Below are 14,325 nucleotides of genomic sequence, written 5' to 3' on the forward strand. Positions count from 1 at the left end.
GAAGGGTGGGAAGAGTGCCGAGTAAAACGGGCGCGTCGGCGGTTTGCGGCCGGAAAGGACCTTTGGCATCCTCCCTTCGCCTTCAGGGTCTGGGGGTTGGGCAGGGTCTGGGGGCGGGCGGGGTCGGGGGCGGGGCGCACGGCCAGCCCCATCCTGACCCCTCCCGTGGAAGGGAGGGGATAAAGTCTCCTGACCTCTCAGGGCAGGGCTTATTTGCCGGTGGCGGCGTTCGTCGCGGGGGCCTCTGCCGCGTTGGCGGAGGCGTTGGCCGCTGCGGCATTGTCGCCGCCTGCGGCCGGGGCCGCGTCGGCGGCGGGCAGCGGCAGGTTCGAGCCCTGCGTGTTCAGCCAGGCGATCAGGTTCGCGCGATCCGCCGGATTGCCGAGGCCCGCAAAGGTCATCTTGGTGCCGGGCGCGAATTCACGCGGCGAGGTCAGCCAGTGATCCAGCGCCTCGAAGGTCCAGTTGCCGCCCTTGCTCTTGAGCGCGTCGGAGAAGGCGAAGCCGCCCTTGCCCTGGCCGACGCCTTCGCCGACCGTGGCGTAGAGATTGGGGCCGATGCCGTTGGCGCCGCCTTGATTGACGGTGTGGCAGGCGGCGCACTTGGCGAACACCTTCTCGCCCGCCGCGACGTCCGCGCTGGCGAGCAGGGTGTTGAGGCCGGGTCCGGCCGCCGCGCCGCCGGCGCCTTCCGCTTCGACGCCTTCAATGGCATAGCCCATCTTCTCGGGCCGTTCTTCGTGGAAGAATTTGGAGCTGACGATCGCGCCACCCAGCGCGACGATACCCGCGAACAAAGCCCAACCAGCAGCGGTATTGAAACGATCGCCCATTCGCTCGGATTCCCCTGGATCTGTTCTGGGCGCTTGTGTTCGCGGCCCCTCTCGGTCGGATGCCATAATGGCGCAAACGCGAACGCGCAAGCGTTGGAATGACGGGAAGTGGCCTGCTTTTCGCGGGGTTGGATGTCCATCGATGCTTGCGCGGGCGCGATGGAGTGAATAAGCGCGCTTTTCATCCATGGAAAACTATCCCGCCCCCGCCCGCGTCCTGGTCGCGGAAATGGCCGCGAAGGCCGCCGCAGATCCGGCCCGCGCCGTCGCCTTTCAGGGCGCGCCGGGCGCCAATTCGCATCTCGCCGCGCTGGGATATGCGCCGGATTGCCAGCCTTTGCCCTGTTTCGCGTTCGAGGATGCGATCGATGCGGTGCGCAATGGCGAAGCCGCGCGGGCGATCATCCCGATCGAGAACAGCCTGCACGGGCGGGTCGCCGACATGCATTTCCTGCTGCCCGAATCCGGGCTGCACATCATCGACGAATATTTCCTGCGCATCCGGCATTGCCTGATGGCGCCCGACACTGCCGCCGTGAAAAGCGCGGTCAGCCATCCGCAGGCGCTGGGCCAATGCCGTCATTATCTGCGTGAGCGCGGCATTCAGCCGGTCAGCTATGCCGATACGGCGGGCGCGGCGGCGCTGGTGGCGGAGACGAAGGTGGCGGGCGAGGGGGCGATTGCGCCCTATTTGGCGGCGGAACTGTACGGCCTGCGGCTGGTGGCGGAGAATATCGAGGACAGCGACGACAATATGACGCGCTTCCTGGTGCTGGCCCGCGAACCGAAGGTGCCGGTTGCGGGCGTCGGGCCGGTCATGACCACTTTCCTGTTCGAGGTGAAGAATATCCCCGCCGCGCTGTACAAGGCGATGGGCGGCTTTGCGACCAACGGCGTCAACATGACCAAGCTGGAAAGCTATCAGCGGGGCGCCAGCTTTGCCGCGACCGAATTCTATTGCGACATAGAGGGAATGCCGGGCGATCCGGCGGTCGACCGGGCGCTGGCGGAACTGGAGTTCCACACCAAATGGGTGCGGATGCTCGGCAGCTATCGGCAGGCAAGACCGCGCACCTGATCCCTGGCCGGCGGCATGACCGCCCAATATTTCTCCTGACATCGCTGTTCGGGAACAAGTAACCCTGTCGAAACATTCTGGTGTTCGAGATTGTTCGACATACAGGGTTGCCATGCGTCATCGCCATTATCTGTTTGCCGGGCTTGCCGCCACGGCTCTTTCCCTTGCGTCTTCGGCGTTCGCGCAGCAGGAAGATCGCAGCAACTTGACAGTGGGCGTGGGTGTGGCCGCCGTGCCAAGCTACGAAGGGTCGGACGATTATCGCGTCCTGCCTGTCCCGCAATTTCGCGGCAAGGTGAAGGATTTCGCGTTCTGGACGCGCGGAGCGGCGCTGTATGTCGACGCCATTCCCAATACCGATCCCCAGGGCGTGGACTTCGAACTGGGACCGGTGGTGGCGGCCCGCTTCGACCGGTCGAGCCTGAAAAATATCAAGGATGATGCCGTCCGGCTGCTGGGCAAGCGCGACGTGGCGGTGGAGGTCGGCGGCTTCGTCGGCATCGGCAAGACCGGGGTCATCACCAGCGCCTATGACAATCTGTCGGCGCGCGTGGCGGTGACCAAGGATGTCGCGGGCGCGCATGGCAGCTATGTGGTCACGCCGGCCGTGGAATATATGACGCCGCTGTCGCAGACCGCCTTTGTCGGGCTGGGTGTGTCGGCCGATTATGTCGGCAAGAAATATGGCCGCTATTATTATGACGTCGATGCGGCGGGATCGGTCGCCTCGGGTCTGCCGGTCTATAGTCGCGCAGGCAATGGCGCGGGCTTCAAGAAAGTCAATTTCAGCCTGGCGGGCGGCAAGTCGCTGTCGGGCGACCTGCGCCATGGCTGGGCGATCTTCGCGGCGGGCAGCTACTCGCGCATTCTGGGCGATTATGCGGATTCGCCCATCGTCGCCATAGCCGGTTCGAAGAACCAGTGGATCGGCGCGATCGGCGTCGGCTACACTTTCTAGGTCTCGCTTATCTCCCTTGTTCCTATGGGGTGACGACCCACATAAGGCGCTGTATGGAAGCGGTCAGCAACCGCATCGGCAGCAGGAGATTATGACGTGGCGACCCTTGGACTGAGCGAGGCCGACAAGGCATCGGTGGAAACTTTCCGCCGCGACGTGGTGGATCCGTCGCGCACCAGTCTGGTGATCGTCGATTTCTGGGCCGAATGGTGCGGCCCCTGCAAGCAGCTTGCCCCCGTGATCGAGAAGGTCTGCGCCGATTATGCGGCCAAGGGCGTGAAGCTGGTCAAGATCAACGTCGATGAGGACAAGTTCATCGCCGCCCAGTTCCGGGTCCAGTCGATCCCGACCGTCTATGCCGTGTTCCAGGGCCAGCCGGTCGCCGATCTCAGTCAGGCGCGTACGGAGGGACAGCTCAAGCAATATCTCGACCAGCTTCTTGCTCAGCTTCCCATCGAATCCGATGAGAAGGCGCAGTTGCAGGAAATCGCACCGCTGATCGCCATGGGCGAGGACGTGCTGGCGGGCGGCGAGGCGGAGCGCGCCTTGTCCGTGTTTCAGCAGATTGCCGAAATGGTGCCGGACAATGCCGAAGCGGCTTCGGGGCAGGCGCGGGCGCTGGTGGCACTGGGGCAGTTGGACGAGGCGGAGGCCGTGCTCGCGGCGCTGCCCGCCGAGCTGGCGAAGGATCAAGCGGTGGAGCGCGCCCGTGCGGCCATCGCCCTGAAGCGCGATGCCAAGCCCGTATCGGACCTTTCCGGCATCGAGGCAAAAGTGGCCGCCAATCCCGACGATCATGACGCGCGTTTCGAACTGGCGGGCGGGTTGATGGCCAATGGCGAGCGTGACCGGGCGGCGGAAGAACTGCTGGAACTGGTGCGGCGCGACCGGGCGTGGAACGACGGTGCGGCGCGGGCGCAATTGCTGAAACTGTTCGAGGCGACGGGGCTGGAAGATCCGTGGGTCGCGGCGCAGCGGCGCAAGCTGTCCCAGATTCTCTTTTCCTGATCGCGGGGGGCGGCGATGGCGCGCGTCTCGATCTTTCCTTTGACCGGCGCGCTGCTGTTGCCGGGCATGGAATTGCCGCTGCATATTTTCGAACCGCGCTATCAGGCGATGATCCATGACGCCATGGCCCGCGACCGGCGCATCGGCATGATCCAGCCGCGTGAAGAAAGCATCAAGCCCCCGCTGTTCGATATGGGGTGTCTGGGCCATATCACCCATATCGAGGCGCTGGAGGGCGGGCGGTATAACATCCTGCTCAAGGGGCTGGCGCGGTTCCGCGTGGTGCGCGAACTGGACGTGCCCACCGCCTTTCGCCAGATCGAGGCGGATGTAGAGCCGATCGGGGAGGATGAAATCCTTTCCGCGGTCGAGCGGGCGGCGCTGGAGCAGGAATCGCGGCGCTTTGCCGAAGCATTGGGCTATGTGGTGGACTGGACGGCGGTGTCGCGGCTCGATGACATGGCGCTGGTGAACGGGATCGCGCAGATCGCGCCGTTCGATCCGGCGGCCAAGCAGACCCTGCTGGAGGCGGACAATCTGAGCGAGCGAGCCGACCGGATCATCCAGTTGATGCAGATTGTCGGCCGGATCGAGCGCGACGGCGGAGCGACGATGCAATGACGCAGGGGCTCGATCCGGCGCTGCTTGCCAAGCTGGCATGTCCGGTGACGCGCACGCCGCTGCGCTGGGATGCGGAACGGGGCGAACTGGTTTCCGAGGCAGCGGGGCTGGCTTTTCCGGTACGGGATGGAGTGCCGGTGCTGGTGGTGCGGGAGGCGAGGGTTATCGCCGAGACTTGAGCGGCAGGGATGGGGTTGGTTTGCGGAAGTCCGCCCCTCCTCACGCCAAGGCCCCCCATCGTCACCCCAGCGCAGGCTGGGGTCTCAGGCCATGTCGCGCGCTATCTCCCGAGATCCCAGCCCTCGCTGGGATGACGAAAAGGGGTGGGTTTGCGGCAGTCTGCTTTAAGCTGGCGGCACTGCGATAGTCGCCATTATAAGACAGAAAAGGACGGTAGCAGCCAGCCCGCCATAGAGCAGGATTTTAACATCGCTGCGAAGCGGTCGGCGCTTGATTAATACATAAATGAAGCAACCCGACAGAACGCAGGAAAGCGCCACGCTCAAGGTATAAGCTCGCGTCATGTGCGCCAGCCAAAAAGACAGCGGGGCATAGACAACCAAATAGATGTTTAATGCACCCCATCCACCCACTGATGAAGCGAACCCAAGCGAGGTTGACGATGTTTCAGGCTGGTGGCGCTGGCTGATCGACTTTAATGTAAAGATTAAAGTTCCCATGCCCCGCCAGATGATGAACAGCGAGAGCCAGAGCGCGATTGCTGCCGAGGGCAGTATGGCTAGAAAGGCCAAATACGGCGGTAGGTTCACGGTAGATGAAGGGCCTCCGACATAGAAGGCGAAGGATACGATCAGCCATACGACGAGTACTGCCCGCAACCCCAGCGGCGTGCGCGAAAAAATTCGCTGCCAAAAGGCTAGTTCGAATATGCTTTTGATCGACTGCATTCGGGACTGAATACACAAGCGTTTGACGTGCGCAAATGGTCGTAACCCGTAACCCAAACGGCAACGGGCGGAGCCTGTCGCCAGACTCCGCCCGTTGCGCCGATCCTGAAAAAATCTAGGGCCGTTATTTCGGCGCGAGCACCATCAGCATCTGGCGGCCTTCCATGCGCGGATAGGCTTCGACCTTGGCGATCTCGCCCACATTCTCCGCCACGCGCTGCAAAAGCTGCATGCCAAGCTGCTGGTGCGACAATTCGCGGCCACGGAAGCGCAGGGTGATCTTCACCTTGTCGCCATCGCCGATGAAATCATGGACCTTCTTCATCTTCGTATCATAGTCATGATCGTCGATGTTCGGACGCATCTTGATCTCTTTGAGTTCCTGCGTCTTCTGGGTCTTGCGGGCGATATTCGCCTTTTTCTGGGCTTCGTACTTGAACTTGCCGATGTCCAGGAACTTGCAGACTGGCGGATCGGCGGTGGGCGACACTTCGACCAGGTCCAGCCCGATCTCATAGGCGCGCTCAATCGCCTCCTGCGTATACATCACGCCCAGATTTTCGCCTTCGTCGTCGATCACGCGTACCTTGGGCACGGTGATGAACTCATTGTAACGGGGACCGGACTTAGGCGGCGGCGCCATTGGACGGCGCATCATTGGGGGACGTATAGTAGCTTCTCCTACGGTAGTTTAAACAACGACTCTGGCGGCGCTTTAGCGCAAAGCCGAAAGGGGCGGCAAGTCCGCAGTTGCGGATTCACCAACCCCATGTGGCATTGCTGCCTCACTGCATATCGGGCGCGAGGGCCTCTTTTGCAAGACGGGCGATCACATCTTCGACCGAAAGGACGCTCTGCCCTTCCTTGCCCAGTTCACGCAGCGCCACCGTGCCCTCATCGGCCTCACGACGCCCGACGACCAGCAAATTCGGCACTTTTGCGAGCGAATGCTCGCGCACCTTATAGTTGATCTTCTCGTTGCGGACGTCGGTTTCCGCCCGGATTCCGGCCGCCCGCAGCTTCTCCACGACCGTCTGCGCATAGCCGTCCGCGTCCGACACGATGGTTGCCACCACCGCCTGAACCGGCGCCAGCCAGAGCGGGAATTTGCCCGCATAATGCTCGATGAGGATGCCGATGAATCGCTCGTAGGAACCGAAAATCGCGCGATGCAGCATCACCGGCCGGTGCCGCTCGCCATCCTCAGCAACATAGGAGGCGTCGAGTCGCTCCGGCAGCACGCGGTCCGACTGGATCGTGCCCACCTGCCAGGTCCGCCCGATGGCGTCTGTCAGATGCCATTCCAGCTTGGGCGCATAGAAGGCGCCTTCGCCCGGCAGTTCCTCCCAGCCATATTCCGGCGTGTTCAGCCCTGCCGCCGCGACGGCATTGCGCAGTTCCTCCTCGGCCTTGTCCCACATCTCATCGCTGCCGAAGCGCTTCTCAGGGCGCAGCGCCAGCTTGATCGAATAGGTGAAGCCGAAATCCTTGTAGATTCGGTCGGCGAGCGCGCAGAAGGCCCGCACTTCCTCGACGATCTGGTCCTCGCGGCAGAAGATGTGCGCGTCGTCCTGCGTGAACTGGCGCACCCGCATCAGCCCGTGCAGCGCGCCATGCGGTTCATTGCGATGGCAGCAGCCATTTTCATAGAAACGCAGCGGCAGGTCGCGATAGCTCTTGATCCCCTGCTTGAAGATCAGGATGTGCGCCGGGCAGTTCATTGGCTTCAGCGCCATCCAGTCGGCATCGTCCGACACCAGCGGGCCTTCGTCGGCGACGTTCGGCACTTCGTCGGGGATGACGAACATATTCTCGCGATATTTGCCCCAATGGCCCGACTGCTCCCACTGGCGCGCGTCCATCACCTGCGGCGTCTTGACCTCGCGATAGCCGGCATCGTCGATGGCGCGGCGCATATAGGCTTCCAGTTCGCGCCAGATGATATAGCCCTTGGGGTGCCAGAAGACCGATCCATGGGCCTCCTGCTGGAGGTGGAACAGGTCCATTTCCGCGCCCAGCTTGCGATGGTCGCGCTTGCCCGCTTCCTCCAGCCGCGTCAGATGCGCGTCGAGCTGCTTCTTGTTGAGCCAGCCGGTGCCGTAGATGCGGCTGAGCATCGCATTCTTCTGATCGCCGCGCCAATAGGCACCCGACACGCGCGTCAGCTTGAACGCGGCGGGATCGAGCTTGCCGGTCGAGGCCAGATGCGGCCCCCGGCACATGTCGAGCCACTCATTACCCGACCAATAGACTGTCAGTTCCTCGCCCTCGGGCAGTTCGGCGGCCCATTCGGCCTTGAACGTCTCGCCCTCGGCCTGCCAGCGCGCGATCAGATCCTCGCGCTTCCACACTTCGCGCTTGAGCGGCTTGTTGGCGGCGATGATCTCCCGCATCTTCGCCTCGATGACGGGCAGGTCCTCTTCGGTGAACGGGCGATGCTTTCCTTCGATGACTGGGGGCGCGAAGTCATAATAAAAGCCATCGTCGGTCGACGGCCCGAAGGTGATCTGCGTGCCGGGAAACAGCGCCTGCACCGCCTCCGCCAGGATATGCGCAAAGTCATGCCGCGCCAGTTCCAGCGCGTCGGCCTCATCCTTGGCCGTCACCAGTGCCAGCTGCGAATCCTGCTCCAGCGGCCGCATGATATCGCGCAGTTCGCCATCGACTCGCGCGGCGATGGCGGCCTTGGCCAGACCCGGCCCGATTGCCGCCGCAATGTCCGCCGGGGTCGTGCCGGGCGCGACTTCACGCACGGAACCATCGGGCAGGGTGATCTTGAGCATGGCGGACACGGATGGTCTTTCTGTTGAAATGGCAGATTGCACGGCCGAAAAGTCGCGACTTCCCCTTAAATGGGCCTCCCGCCCTGTCAATAGAAGCCCTCTTGCCAGCGCACCCCACTCGCCATGAAGGCTGTCAGGCGAAGATCAGCCGCGCCTGATCGCCTGTCGCCTGCAAAAACCCGATCGGCCCGCCGGTCTCAACACCCAGGGGTAGATCCTCGGCCGCCAGCCCGCACAGTGCCATGCCACTCTGGCAAACCGTCAATTCCACGCCCAATCCCAGCGCTTCCTCGATCAGCATCGCCAACGAGGGCAGGCCCGCCGCCCGATGCGCGTCATCGCATGGCGCCCCCATCGGCGCCCGCAGCAATCCCGCTGCATCCAATTGCAGGAAAACCGCCGCCGCGCCGCCCAGCGCCGCTTGCGCCGCCGCCATCGCCAGCACCCCGCGCAACCGCTCCGCATCGGCCGTCGCGACGACGATCCTCAATGCGCGCATAGTGCCACGGAGCAGGTGGGGCAGGCCGGGTCCTTGGGCATCGTCACGGTGCGGAACCGCATCGACAACAGATCGGCCAGCAGCAGACGTCCCGCCATATCCTCGCCAAAGGGCACCAGCGTCCGGATCACCTCCAGCGCGGCCAGACTGCCCATCACACCGGTCAATGCCCCGATCACGCCCGTTTCGGCACAATTGCGCTCCGGCGCATCCTCCGGCGATCCGACCAGGCAGCGATAGCAGGGCTTATCCGCCTCCCACCCCCGATAGGTGGCCAATTGCCCCTCAAACGGGCCGACGGCCGCAGACACCAGCGGAATCCGCAACTGCTGCGTGCAATCCGCCACCGCCAGCCGGGTCGCGAAACTGTCGCAGCCATCCAGCACCGCATCGGCGTCGCGCAGCATCAGCGCGGCATTGTCGGCGTCGATCCGGGCATTGATGGGGATCAGCTTCACATCGGGATTGAGCCGCCCTACCGCCGCCATCGCGCCTTCCGCCTTGGACGACCCGACATCTTCGGTCCCGAACAACACCTGCCGCTGCAAATTGGAGAGGGCGACCGCATCGTCGTCGATCACCCGGATCGTCCGTACACCAGCGGCTGCCAGATAGAGGATCGCCGGGCTGCCGATGCCGCCCGCGCCGATCACCGCCACATCCGCCGACAGCAGCCGGGCCTGCCCCGCGCCGCCAATCTCCTTGAGGACGATATGGCGGGCATAGCGCTCCAGCTGCTCGTCGGTCAGCGTCATGAGGAGGTCACTCCGGTCGATCCGAAACCGCCCAGACCCCGGCTCGTCGTGGTCGAGAAATCGTCCACCACATTGAAGCTGGGCCGCAGGATCGGCAGGAAGACGAGCTGCGCCACCCGGTCGCCCGGATGGATGACCACCGGCTCGCTTCCGGGAGGCGTGCGCAGCCAGGTGCTGATGAAGATCTGGTTGGCATAGTCGGCGTCGATCGTGCCGACCGATTGACCCAGGATGACGCCTTTCTTGTGCCCCAGGCCCGATCTTGCCAGCAGGAAGGCAACGACATGGGGATCGTTCATCAGGATGGCCACGCCAGTCGGGATCAGGACCGCGTCGGCCTGCGGCTGGAGGAGGAGGGGCTCATCCAGACAAGCGAACATGTCGATGCCGGCCGCCATGTCGGTCTGGAAAGTGGGCAGCCCCCATTCGTGAATGCGGGGGTCCAGGATCTTCAGTTCGAATTGCGGATTGCTCAAAAGGGGCCTCTTGATGAAAATGATCGCAGTATCGGGCGTTTCCAAGGTGCCGATGCGTCCGCCTCACTGCACCTTGCTATTAACGGGTGGTCGGCAGGTTGCATATCCCATGCGGGCGAATATCCTGCTGTCCGGGGCCAGTCCCCCGCATTGCCTAAAGGGGGGAAAGGGAAATGACCGAGTCGGACCTTCGCGCAATCCACATCCGGTCGCAGATCCGCGCGGTCATGGCGCGCTATGTGCAGGGCGTCGATCATCGCGACGCGGCCCTGCTGAAGAGCTGCTATCACGAAGACGCCTATGAACTGCACCATATCTTCAACGGCCCGGCCCATGGCTTCGCGGAATGGCGGGCGCGCCAGACATTCCGGTCGCACCACATGCTTTCCGAAAGCGCCGTCCGCATCGAGGGAGCCGTCGCCTATGCTGAAACCCCGCACACGGCGCTGGTTCATGTCGATCTGGACGAAGGCGGCCTGTCCGGCGTGATCGAGGTGGCGACCCATGGCTGGTATCTCGATCTGTTCAGCGAACGCGGCGGCGAGTGGAAGATCGACTTCCAGCGGGTCGTCACCTTCCACAGCGCCATGCGGCTGATCGGATCGCAAGCCTCCCTGTCGCAGGGACAGGCGCAGGGGAGCGTCGGCGGTGCGCCCGGCGATCCCTTCGCCCTGCAATTTGCGCTCGGGGACGAGCGACCGGAGCCAAGCCATGTCCAGGACACGGCTGCCTCCATCCGCGCCGCCTTTCTGGCGCAGGCGGACGGAGGGTAAAGGCTCCGGTCAGGCGTCCGACAATTCCCTGCTCTCCTGGACTTGCGGCTGGCGGGCGCCGCGCACCAGCCGGCCGGGCAGGCTGCCGGTCGGCTCGCCGTCGCGATAGACAAGCTCGCCGCTGACGATCGTCGCGCGATAGCCTTCCGCCCGCTGCACCAGTCGCGGCCTGTCCGCCGGCAGGTCGTAGGTCAGCTCCGGCGCATGCAGGGCGAGGCGGTCGAAATCGATCACATTGATGTCAGCCTTGAAACCCGGTGCGATCAGGCCGCGGTCCTCCAGGCCGACCAGCAGCGCGGTGCGGCGGGCCAGCCGATGCGCGATCTCCTGCACGGGCATGCGGCCTTCCTTCCGGTCGCGCCCCCAATGCATGAGCATGAAGGTCGAATAGCTGCCGTCGCAGATCGTGCCGCAATGCGCGCCGCCGTCGCCAAGGCCGGGCACGACATCGCGATGGCGCAGGATTTCGCCAACCGCATTGAGGTTGCCGTGGGGGTAATTGGCCATGGCAAGGTAAAGCTGACCCTTGCCGTCCTCACGCAGCATGATGTCATAGGCGACCTCTTCCGGCGTCAGCCCGGCGCTGCGGGCGCGGGCGGCGATGCTGGCCTCGGGCGGCTGTTCGTAATTGGGCGGATTGCCCAGTTCGAACATCGTCTCGAACTCCCGAACCGCGCGGCCGACCATGGACGGGGCGTTGGGATCGGGCGCCTCGCTCAGGAGGATGGCGCGCACTTCCGGCTTGCGAAGCTCCGCCACCCGTTCCGCCAGGGGCAATTTTGCAAGCCGCTGGTAGGTTGGCGTCGAATAGAAGGGATTGAGCGTCAGCTCATGGCCGAGCATCATGCCGACGCCGCGCGGCAGCATCTGCGCCGTCACCGAAATGCCGGCATCGTTGATGGCCTCCAGCTGGCCCAATATGCTCCGCCAGCGATCCTCCCCGTCATTGGAGCTGCCGATGGTGAAGGTCACGGGACGCTGCGCGCGTTCGGCAATATCGCGGATCCGGTCGAGGCTGCCGCCCGGCAGATGAATATCCTCGACGATCTGGAAGACGCCCTTGTCGCTGTCCCGCAAAACCTCGGCCAGCCCGAACATCTCGGCCTCGCTGGCGTCCAGCGTGGGAATGGCCTTGCCGTCGGAGGACCGGTGCATCAGCGTCCGCGAGGTGCCGATCCCTATCGCCCCGGCGTCCAGCGCTTCCTCCAGCAATCCGCGCATCTCCCGGATGTCCTGCGCGCTCGCTTCCTCCCGGTCGGCGCCGCGCTCGCCCATGACATAGACGCGCAGCGCCGCATGCGGGACGAAACAGGCAACGTCCATGTCGTAGGACCGGCCCGCGATGAAATCGAGATATTCGGGAAAGGTCTCCCAGGTCCAGGGCAGGCCCGTCGCCAGCACCGGGAACGGAATGTCCTCCACCCCTTCCATCAGGCGCAGCAACCCGTCGCGCTGCTCGCGTCGGCAGGGGGCGAAGCCGACGCCGCAATTGCCGGTGATGACCGTCGTGATACCGTGGGAAGAGGACGGCCGCAGCCGGTTTTCCCAGGTCACATGCCCGTCATAATGGGTGTGGACATCGACGAAGCCGGGCATGACCAGCAGGCCGCGAGCGTCGATTTCCTGCTTGCCCGCAGGCAGATCGGGGCCGACCGCCGCGATGATCGAGCCGTTGATGCCCACATCGGCCGCATAGGGCTCACCGCCGGACCCGTCGACGACCATCCCGCCGCGGATCACCATGTCATAGCTGCTCATGCTGCCCATCTCTTATCCTCTCACCGGCCTTTTTATCGCTGGCTCGATTATAGAGACGATCTTTCGGCCGGCCTTCATCTATTTGCGTGAGGCGGTGAAAATAAATGCCGGCGGGCCTTGCGCGATGTCAATCGAGGCGTGCGGAAAGCGTGTCGGCGACCTTCTGCATCAATCGCGTGGCAACGGCATCCTTGGGCAGATTGTCCCAACTCTCGATCCCGTCGCCGGACACGATATGCACGCTGTTGGTGTCGCCGCCCATCACGTCGCCCGACACGTCATTGGCGACGATCCAATCCGCCCCCTTGCGCGTCAGCTTGGCCTGCGCATGTTCCGCGATCTTCTGCGTCTCGGCGGCAAAGCCGACCAGCAGGGCCGGGCGCTTCGCATGTTTTCCCAGCTTCGCCAATATGTCGGGATTCTCGACCAGCGCGAGCGGCGCCGGCTTGCCCGATCCGTCCTTTTTGAGCTTCTGATCCGCCGCATCCGCCGTGCGCCAGTCGGCCACCGCGGCCACCATGATCGCCGCATCGGCGGGCAGCGCCGCTTCCACCGCCGCCAGCATCTCGCGCGCTGTCTCGACATCGATGCGGCGCACGCCCGCAGGCGTCGGCAGATGCACCGGCCCTGCCACCAGCGTCACCCGCGCGCCCGCCCGCGCCGCCGCCGCCGCGATGGCGAAACCCTGCTTTCCGGAGGATCGGTTGGCGATATAGCGCACCGGATCGATCGGTTCATGCGTCGGCCCCGCCGTCACCAGCACATGCCGCCCGGCGAGCGGCGCATCCGGCCCCTCGAAATCCGGCTGTCCCGCCAGCGGATCGGCGGCAAGGGGCAGGGCCAGCAGCCGCGCCACCTCCGCCGCGATGGCCTCCGGCTCGGGCATCCGACCCTTGCCGAACTCGCCGCAGGCCATCTCGCCGCTGTCCGGTTCCATCACATGCACGCCGTCGGCCTGCAATTGCGCGATGTTCCGCCGGGTCGCGGCATGATGCCACATGCGCACATTCATCGCGGGCACCGCCAGAACCGGCTTGTCCGTCGCCAGCAGCAGGGTGGTCGCCAGATCGTCGGCGATGCCGTTCGCCATCTTGGCCAGGATATTGGCCGTCGCGGGCGCCACCACCACCAGATCGGCCTGACGGCTCAGCTGGATATGCCCGATCTCGCGCTCTTCCTTGAGGTCGAACAATTGCCCGAAGACATGGTCCTCGGTCAGCACGCCCAGCGACAGCGGCGTCACGAATTTCTCGGCGCTCTGCGTCAGTACCGCCCGCACGGCGACCCCTCGCTTGCGCAACAGCCGCACCAGCTCCAGCGACTTATAGGCAGCGATGCCGCCCGAAATGATGAGAAGAACACGCTTGGTCATGACAGTCCCATCATTTGGTCAAGCGACGCAGGCTTGTCCAGCCCGCCCGGCGGGCTGGACGATCGCATCAGAGCGCCAGGGCCGCAATGCCCGCCTGTGCGATCTGGACATCCTGCTCCGACTTGACGCCGGATACGCCGACCGCGCCGACGAAATCCCCGTCGACCACGATGGGTACGCCACCTTCCAGCATGGCCTGCATCCCCGGCGCGGACAGCATGGTGATCCGGCCGTTGAGCACCAGATCCTCATAGACCTTCGATTCCCGGCGCCCCAAGATCGATGTCACCGCCTTGGCCGGCGCCATTTGCGCGGTGCTGGCCGCAGCGCCGTCCAGCCGCAGCAGCCCCAGCAGATGCGCGCCGTCATCGACGACCGCGATGGTCACGGCCCAGCCATTGGCCACCGCCTCCGCTTCGGCTGCGGCCAATATGGCCTTGACGTCACTGGCTTCCAGGCTGTGCTTGGTCTTCATTATCCGGTCCGTTCCTCAGAAGAAAATA

16 protein-coding genes are annotated in these 14,325 nt (G+C 64.3%); 6 read left to right on the forward strand and 10 right to left on the reverse strand.

What is annotated here, in order from left to right:
• Positions 1-209 precede the first annotated feature (209 nt).
• The gene (locus F7P65_RS10055) at positions 210-833 is read right to left on the reverse strand and encodes a c-type cytochrome (RefSeq protein ID WP_150291615.1); all 624 of its coding nucleotides are present in this window, start codon (positions 831-833) and stop codon (positions 210-212) included.
• A 187-nt stretch (positions 834-1,020) separates the two neighbouring features.
• On the opposite strand from F7P65_RS10055, the gene F7P65_RS10060 reads away from it, so the two are divergent.
• The 5 genes from F7P65_RS10060 (at position 1,021) to F7P65_RS10080 (ending at position 4,677) form a co-directional block, all read left to right on the forward strand.
• Entirely contained in the window at positions 1,021-1,911 is an 891-nt protein-coding gene (locus F7P65_RS10060) for a prephenate dehydratase (RefSeq protein ID WP_150291616.1), read from the forward strand.
• Between the two features lie 112 nt (positions 1,912-2,023).
• Positions 2,024-2,869, forward strand: a complete 846-nt coding sequence (locus tag F7P65_RS10065; protein WP_150291617.1) for a MipA/OmpV family protein — start codon at positions 2,024-2,026, stop codon at positions 2,867-2,869.
• Between the two features lie 96 nt (positions 2,870-2,965).
• Positions 2,966-3,877: a tetratricopeptide repeat protein gene (locus tag F7P65_RS10070; RefSeq protein WP_150291618.1), complete on the forward strand. Its 912-nt coding sequence runs from the start codon at positions 2,966-2,968 to the stop codon at positions 3,875-3,877.
• Between the two features lie 15 nt (positions 3,878-3,892).
• Positions 3,893-4,498: an LON peptidase substrate-binding domain-containing protein gene (locus F7P65_RS10075; RefSeq protein ID WP_150291619.1), complete on the forward strand. Its 606-nt coding sequence runs from the start codon at positions 3,893-3,895 to the stop codon at positions 4,496-4,498.
• Positions 4,495-4,677 carry a Trm112 family protein gene (locus F7P65_RS10080; protein WP_150291620.1) on the forward strand — a complete coding sequence of 61 codons (183 nt, stop codon included), beginning with the start codon at positions 4,495-4,497 and terminating at the stop codon, positions 4,675-4,677. Before F7P65_RS10075 ends, F7P65_RS10080 begins: the two co-directional genes overlap by 4 nt.
• 165 nt (positions 4,678-4,842) lie before the next feature.
• On the opposite strand, the gene F7P65_RS10085 is transcribed toward F7P65_RS10080, so the two are convergent.
• From F7P65_RS10085 to dut, 6 genes are all read right to left on the reverse strand, one after another.
• On the reverse strand, positions 4,843-5,406 hold the full coding sequence (locus F7P65_RS10085) for a hypothetical protein (protein ID WP_150291621.1): 564 nt from the start codon (positions 5,404-5,406) through the stop codon (positions 4,843-4,845).
• A gap of 124 nt (positions 5,407-5,530) precedes the next feature.
• A complete protein-coding gene (infC, locus tag F7P65_RS10090; RefSeq protein WP_150291622.1) occupies positions 5,531-6,064 on the reverse strand; it encodes a translation initiation factor IF-3 in 534 nt (177 codons plus the stop codon).
• Between the two features lie 127 nt (positions 6,065-6,191).
• Positions 6,192-8,189: a threonine--tRNA ligase gene (gene thrS, locus F7P65_RS10095; protein ID WP_150291623.1), complete on the reverse strand. Its 1,998-nt coding sequence runs from the start codon at positions 8,187-8,189 to the stop codon at positions 6,192-6,194.
• A 133-nt stretch (positions 8,190-8,322) separates the two neighbouring features.
• A complete protein-coding gene (locus tag F7P65_RS10100) occupies positions 8,323-8,688 on the reverse strand; it encodes a DsrE family protein (RefSeq protein ID WP_150291624.1) in 366 nt (121 codons plus the stop codon).
• Positions 8,676-9,443 (reverse strand): HesA/MoeB/ThiF family protein, encoded by a 768-nt coding sequence (locus tag F7P65_RS10105; RefSeq protein ID WP_150291625.1) that lies wholly within the window; start codon positions 9,441-9,443, stop codon positions 8,676-8,678. Before F7P65_RS10105 ends, F7P65_RS10100 begins: the two co-directional genes overlap by 13 nt.
• A complete protein-coding gene (dut, locus tag F7P65_RS10110) occupies positions 9,440-9,919 on the reverse strand; it encodes a dUTP diphosphatase (protein WP_205452018.1) in 480 nt (159 codons plus the stop codon). Before dut ends, F7P65_RS10105 begins: the two co-directional genes overlap by 4 nt.
• 173 nt (positions 9,920-10,092) lie before the next feature.
• Between dut and F7P65_RS10115 the strand changes: the two genes are divergently transcribed.
• Positions 10,093-10,692, forward strand: coding sequence for a nuclear transport factor 2 family protein (locus F7P65_RS10115; RefSeq protein ID WP_150291626.1), 600 nt, complete (start codon positions 10,093-10,095; stop codon positions 10,690-10,692).
• A 9-nt stretch (positions 10,693-10,701) separates the two neighbouring features.
• Here the strand turns inward: F7P65_RS10115 and F7P65_RS10120 are convergent, their stop codons facing one another.
• From F7P65_RS10120 to F7P65_RS10130, 3 genes are all read right to left on the reverse strand, one after another.
• Complete coding sequence (locus tag F7P65_RS10120) at positions 10,702-12,450, reverse strand: N-acyl-D-amino-acid deacylase family protein (RefSeq protein WP_150291717.1); 1,749 nt, start codon at positions 12,448-12,450, stop codon at positions 10,702-10,704.
• A 127-nt stretch (positions 12,451-12,577) separates the two neighbouring features.
• Positions 12,578-13,822: a bifunctional phosphopantothenoylcysteine decarboxylase/phosphopantothenate--cysteine ligase CoaBC gene (coaBC, locus tag F7P65_RS10125; protein ID WP_150291627.1), complete on the reverse strand. Its 1,245-nt coding sequence runs from the start codon at positions 13,820-13,822 to the stop codon at positions 12,578-12,580.
• A 67-nt stretch (positions 13,823-13,889) separates the two neighbouring features.
• The gene (locus tag F7P65_RS10130) at positions 13,890-14,297 is read right to left on the reverse strand and encodes a GlcG/HbpS family heme-binding protein (RefSeq protein ID WP_150291628.1); all 408 of its coding nucleotides are present in this window, start codon (positions 14,295-14,297) and stop codon (positions 13,890-13,892) included.
• Between the last annotated feature and the right edge of the window lie 28 nt (positions 14,298-14,325).

The organism is Sphingobium estronivorans (assembly GCF_008692605.1).
In the GTDB taxonomy this organism is placed as follows: Bacteria; Pseudomonadota; Alphaproteobacteria; order Sphingomonadales; family Sphingomonadaceae; genus Sphingobium; species Sphingobium estronivorans.

Coding starts and splice junctions, on each gene's coding strand:
- thrS (WP_150291623.1), bottom strand. CDS start 8,189: ATGCTCAAGATCACCCTGCCCGATGGTTCCGTGCGTGAAGTCGCGCCC.
- F7P65_RS10120 (WP_150291717.1), bottom strand. CDS start 12,450: ATGAGCAGCTATGACATGGTGATCCGCGGCGGGATGGTCGTCGACGGG.
- F7P65_RS10055 (WP_150291615.1), bottom strand. CDS start 833: ATGGGCGATCGTTTCAATACCGCTGCTGGTTGGGCTTTGTTCGCGGGT.
- F7P65_RS10080 (WP_150291620.1), top strand. CDS start 4,495: ATGACGCAGGGGCTCGATCCGGCGCTGCTTGCCAAGCTGGCATGTCCG.
- F7P65_RS10130 (WP_150291628.1), bottom strand. CDS start 14,297: ATGAAGACCAAGCACAGCCTGGAAGCCAGTGACGTCAAGGCCATATTG.
- F7P65_RS10075 (WP_150291619.1), top strand. CDS start 3,893: ATGGCGCGCGTCTCGATCTTTCCTTTGACCGGCGCGCTGCTGTTGCCG.
- infC (WP_150291622.1), bottom strand. CDS start 6,064: ATGATGCGCCGTCCAATGGCGCCGCCGCCTAAGTCCGGTCCCCGTTAC.
- F7P65_RS10085 (WP_150291621.1), bottom strand. CDS start 5,406: ATGCAGTCGATCAAAAGCATATTCGAACTAGCCTTTTGGCAGCGAATT.
- F7P65_RS10060 (WP_150291616.1), top strand. CDS start 1,021: ATGGAAAACTATCCCGCCCCCGCCCGCGTCCTGGTCGCGGAAATGGCC.
- F7P65_RS10105 (WP_150291625.1), bottom strand. CDS start 9,443: ATGACGCTGACCGACGAGCAGCTGGAGCGCTATGCCCGCCATATCGTC.
- F7P65_RS10100 (WP_150291624.1), bottom strand. CDS start 8,688: ATGCGCGCATTGAGGATCGTCGTCGCGACGGCCGATGCGGAGCGGTTG.
- coaBC (WP_150291627.1), bottom strand. CDS start 13,822: ATGACCAAGCGTGTTCTTCTCATCATTTCGGGCGGCATCGCTGCCTAT.
- F7P65_RS10065 (WP_150291617.1), top strand. CDS start 2,024: ATGCGTCATCGCCATTATCTGTTTGCCGGGCTTGCCGCCACGGCTCTT.
- F7P65_RS10115 (WP_150291626.1), top strand. CDS start 10,093: ATGACCGAGTCGGACCTTCGCGCAATCCACATCCGGTCGCAGATCCGC.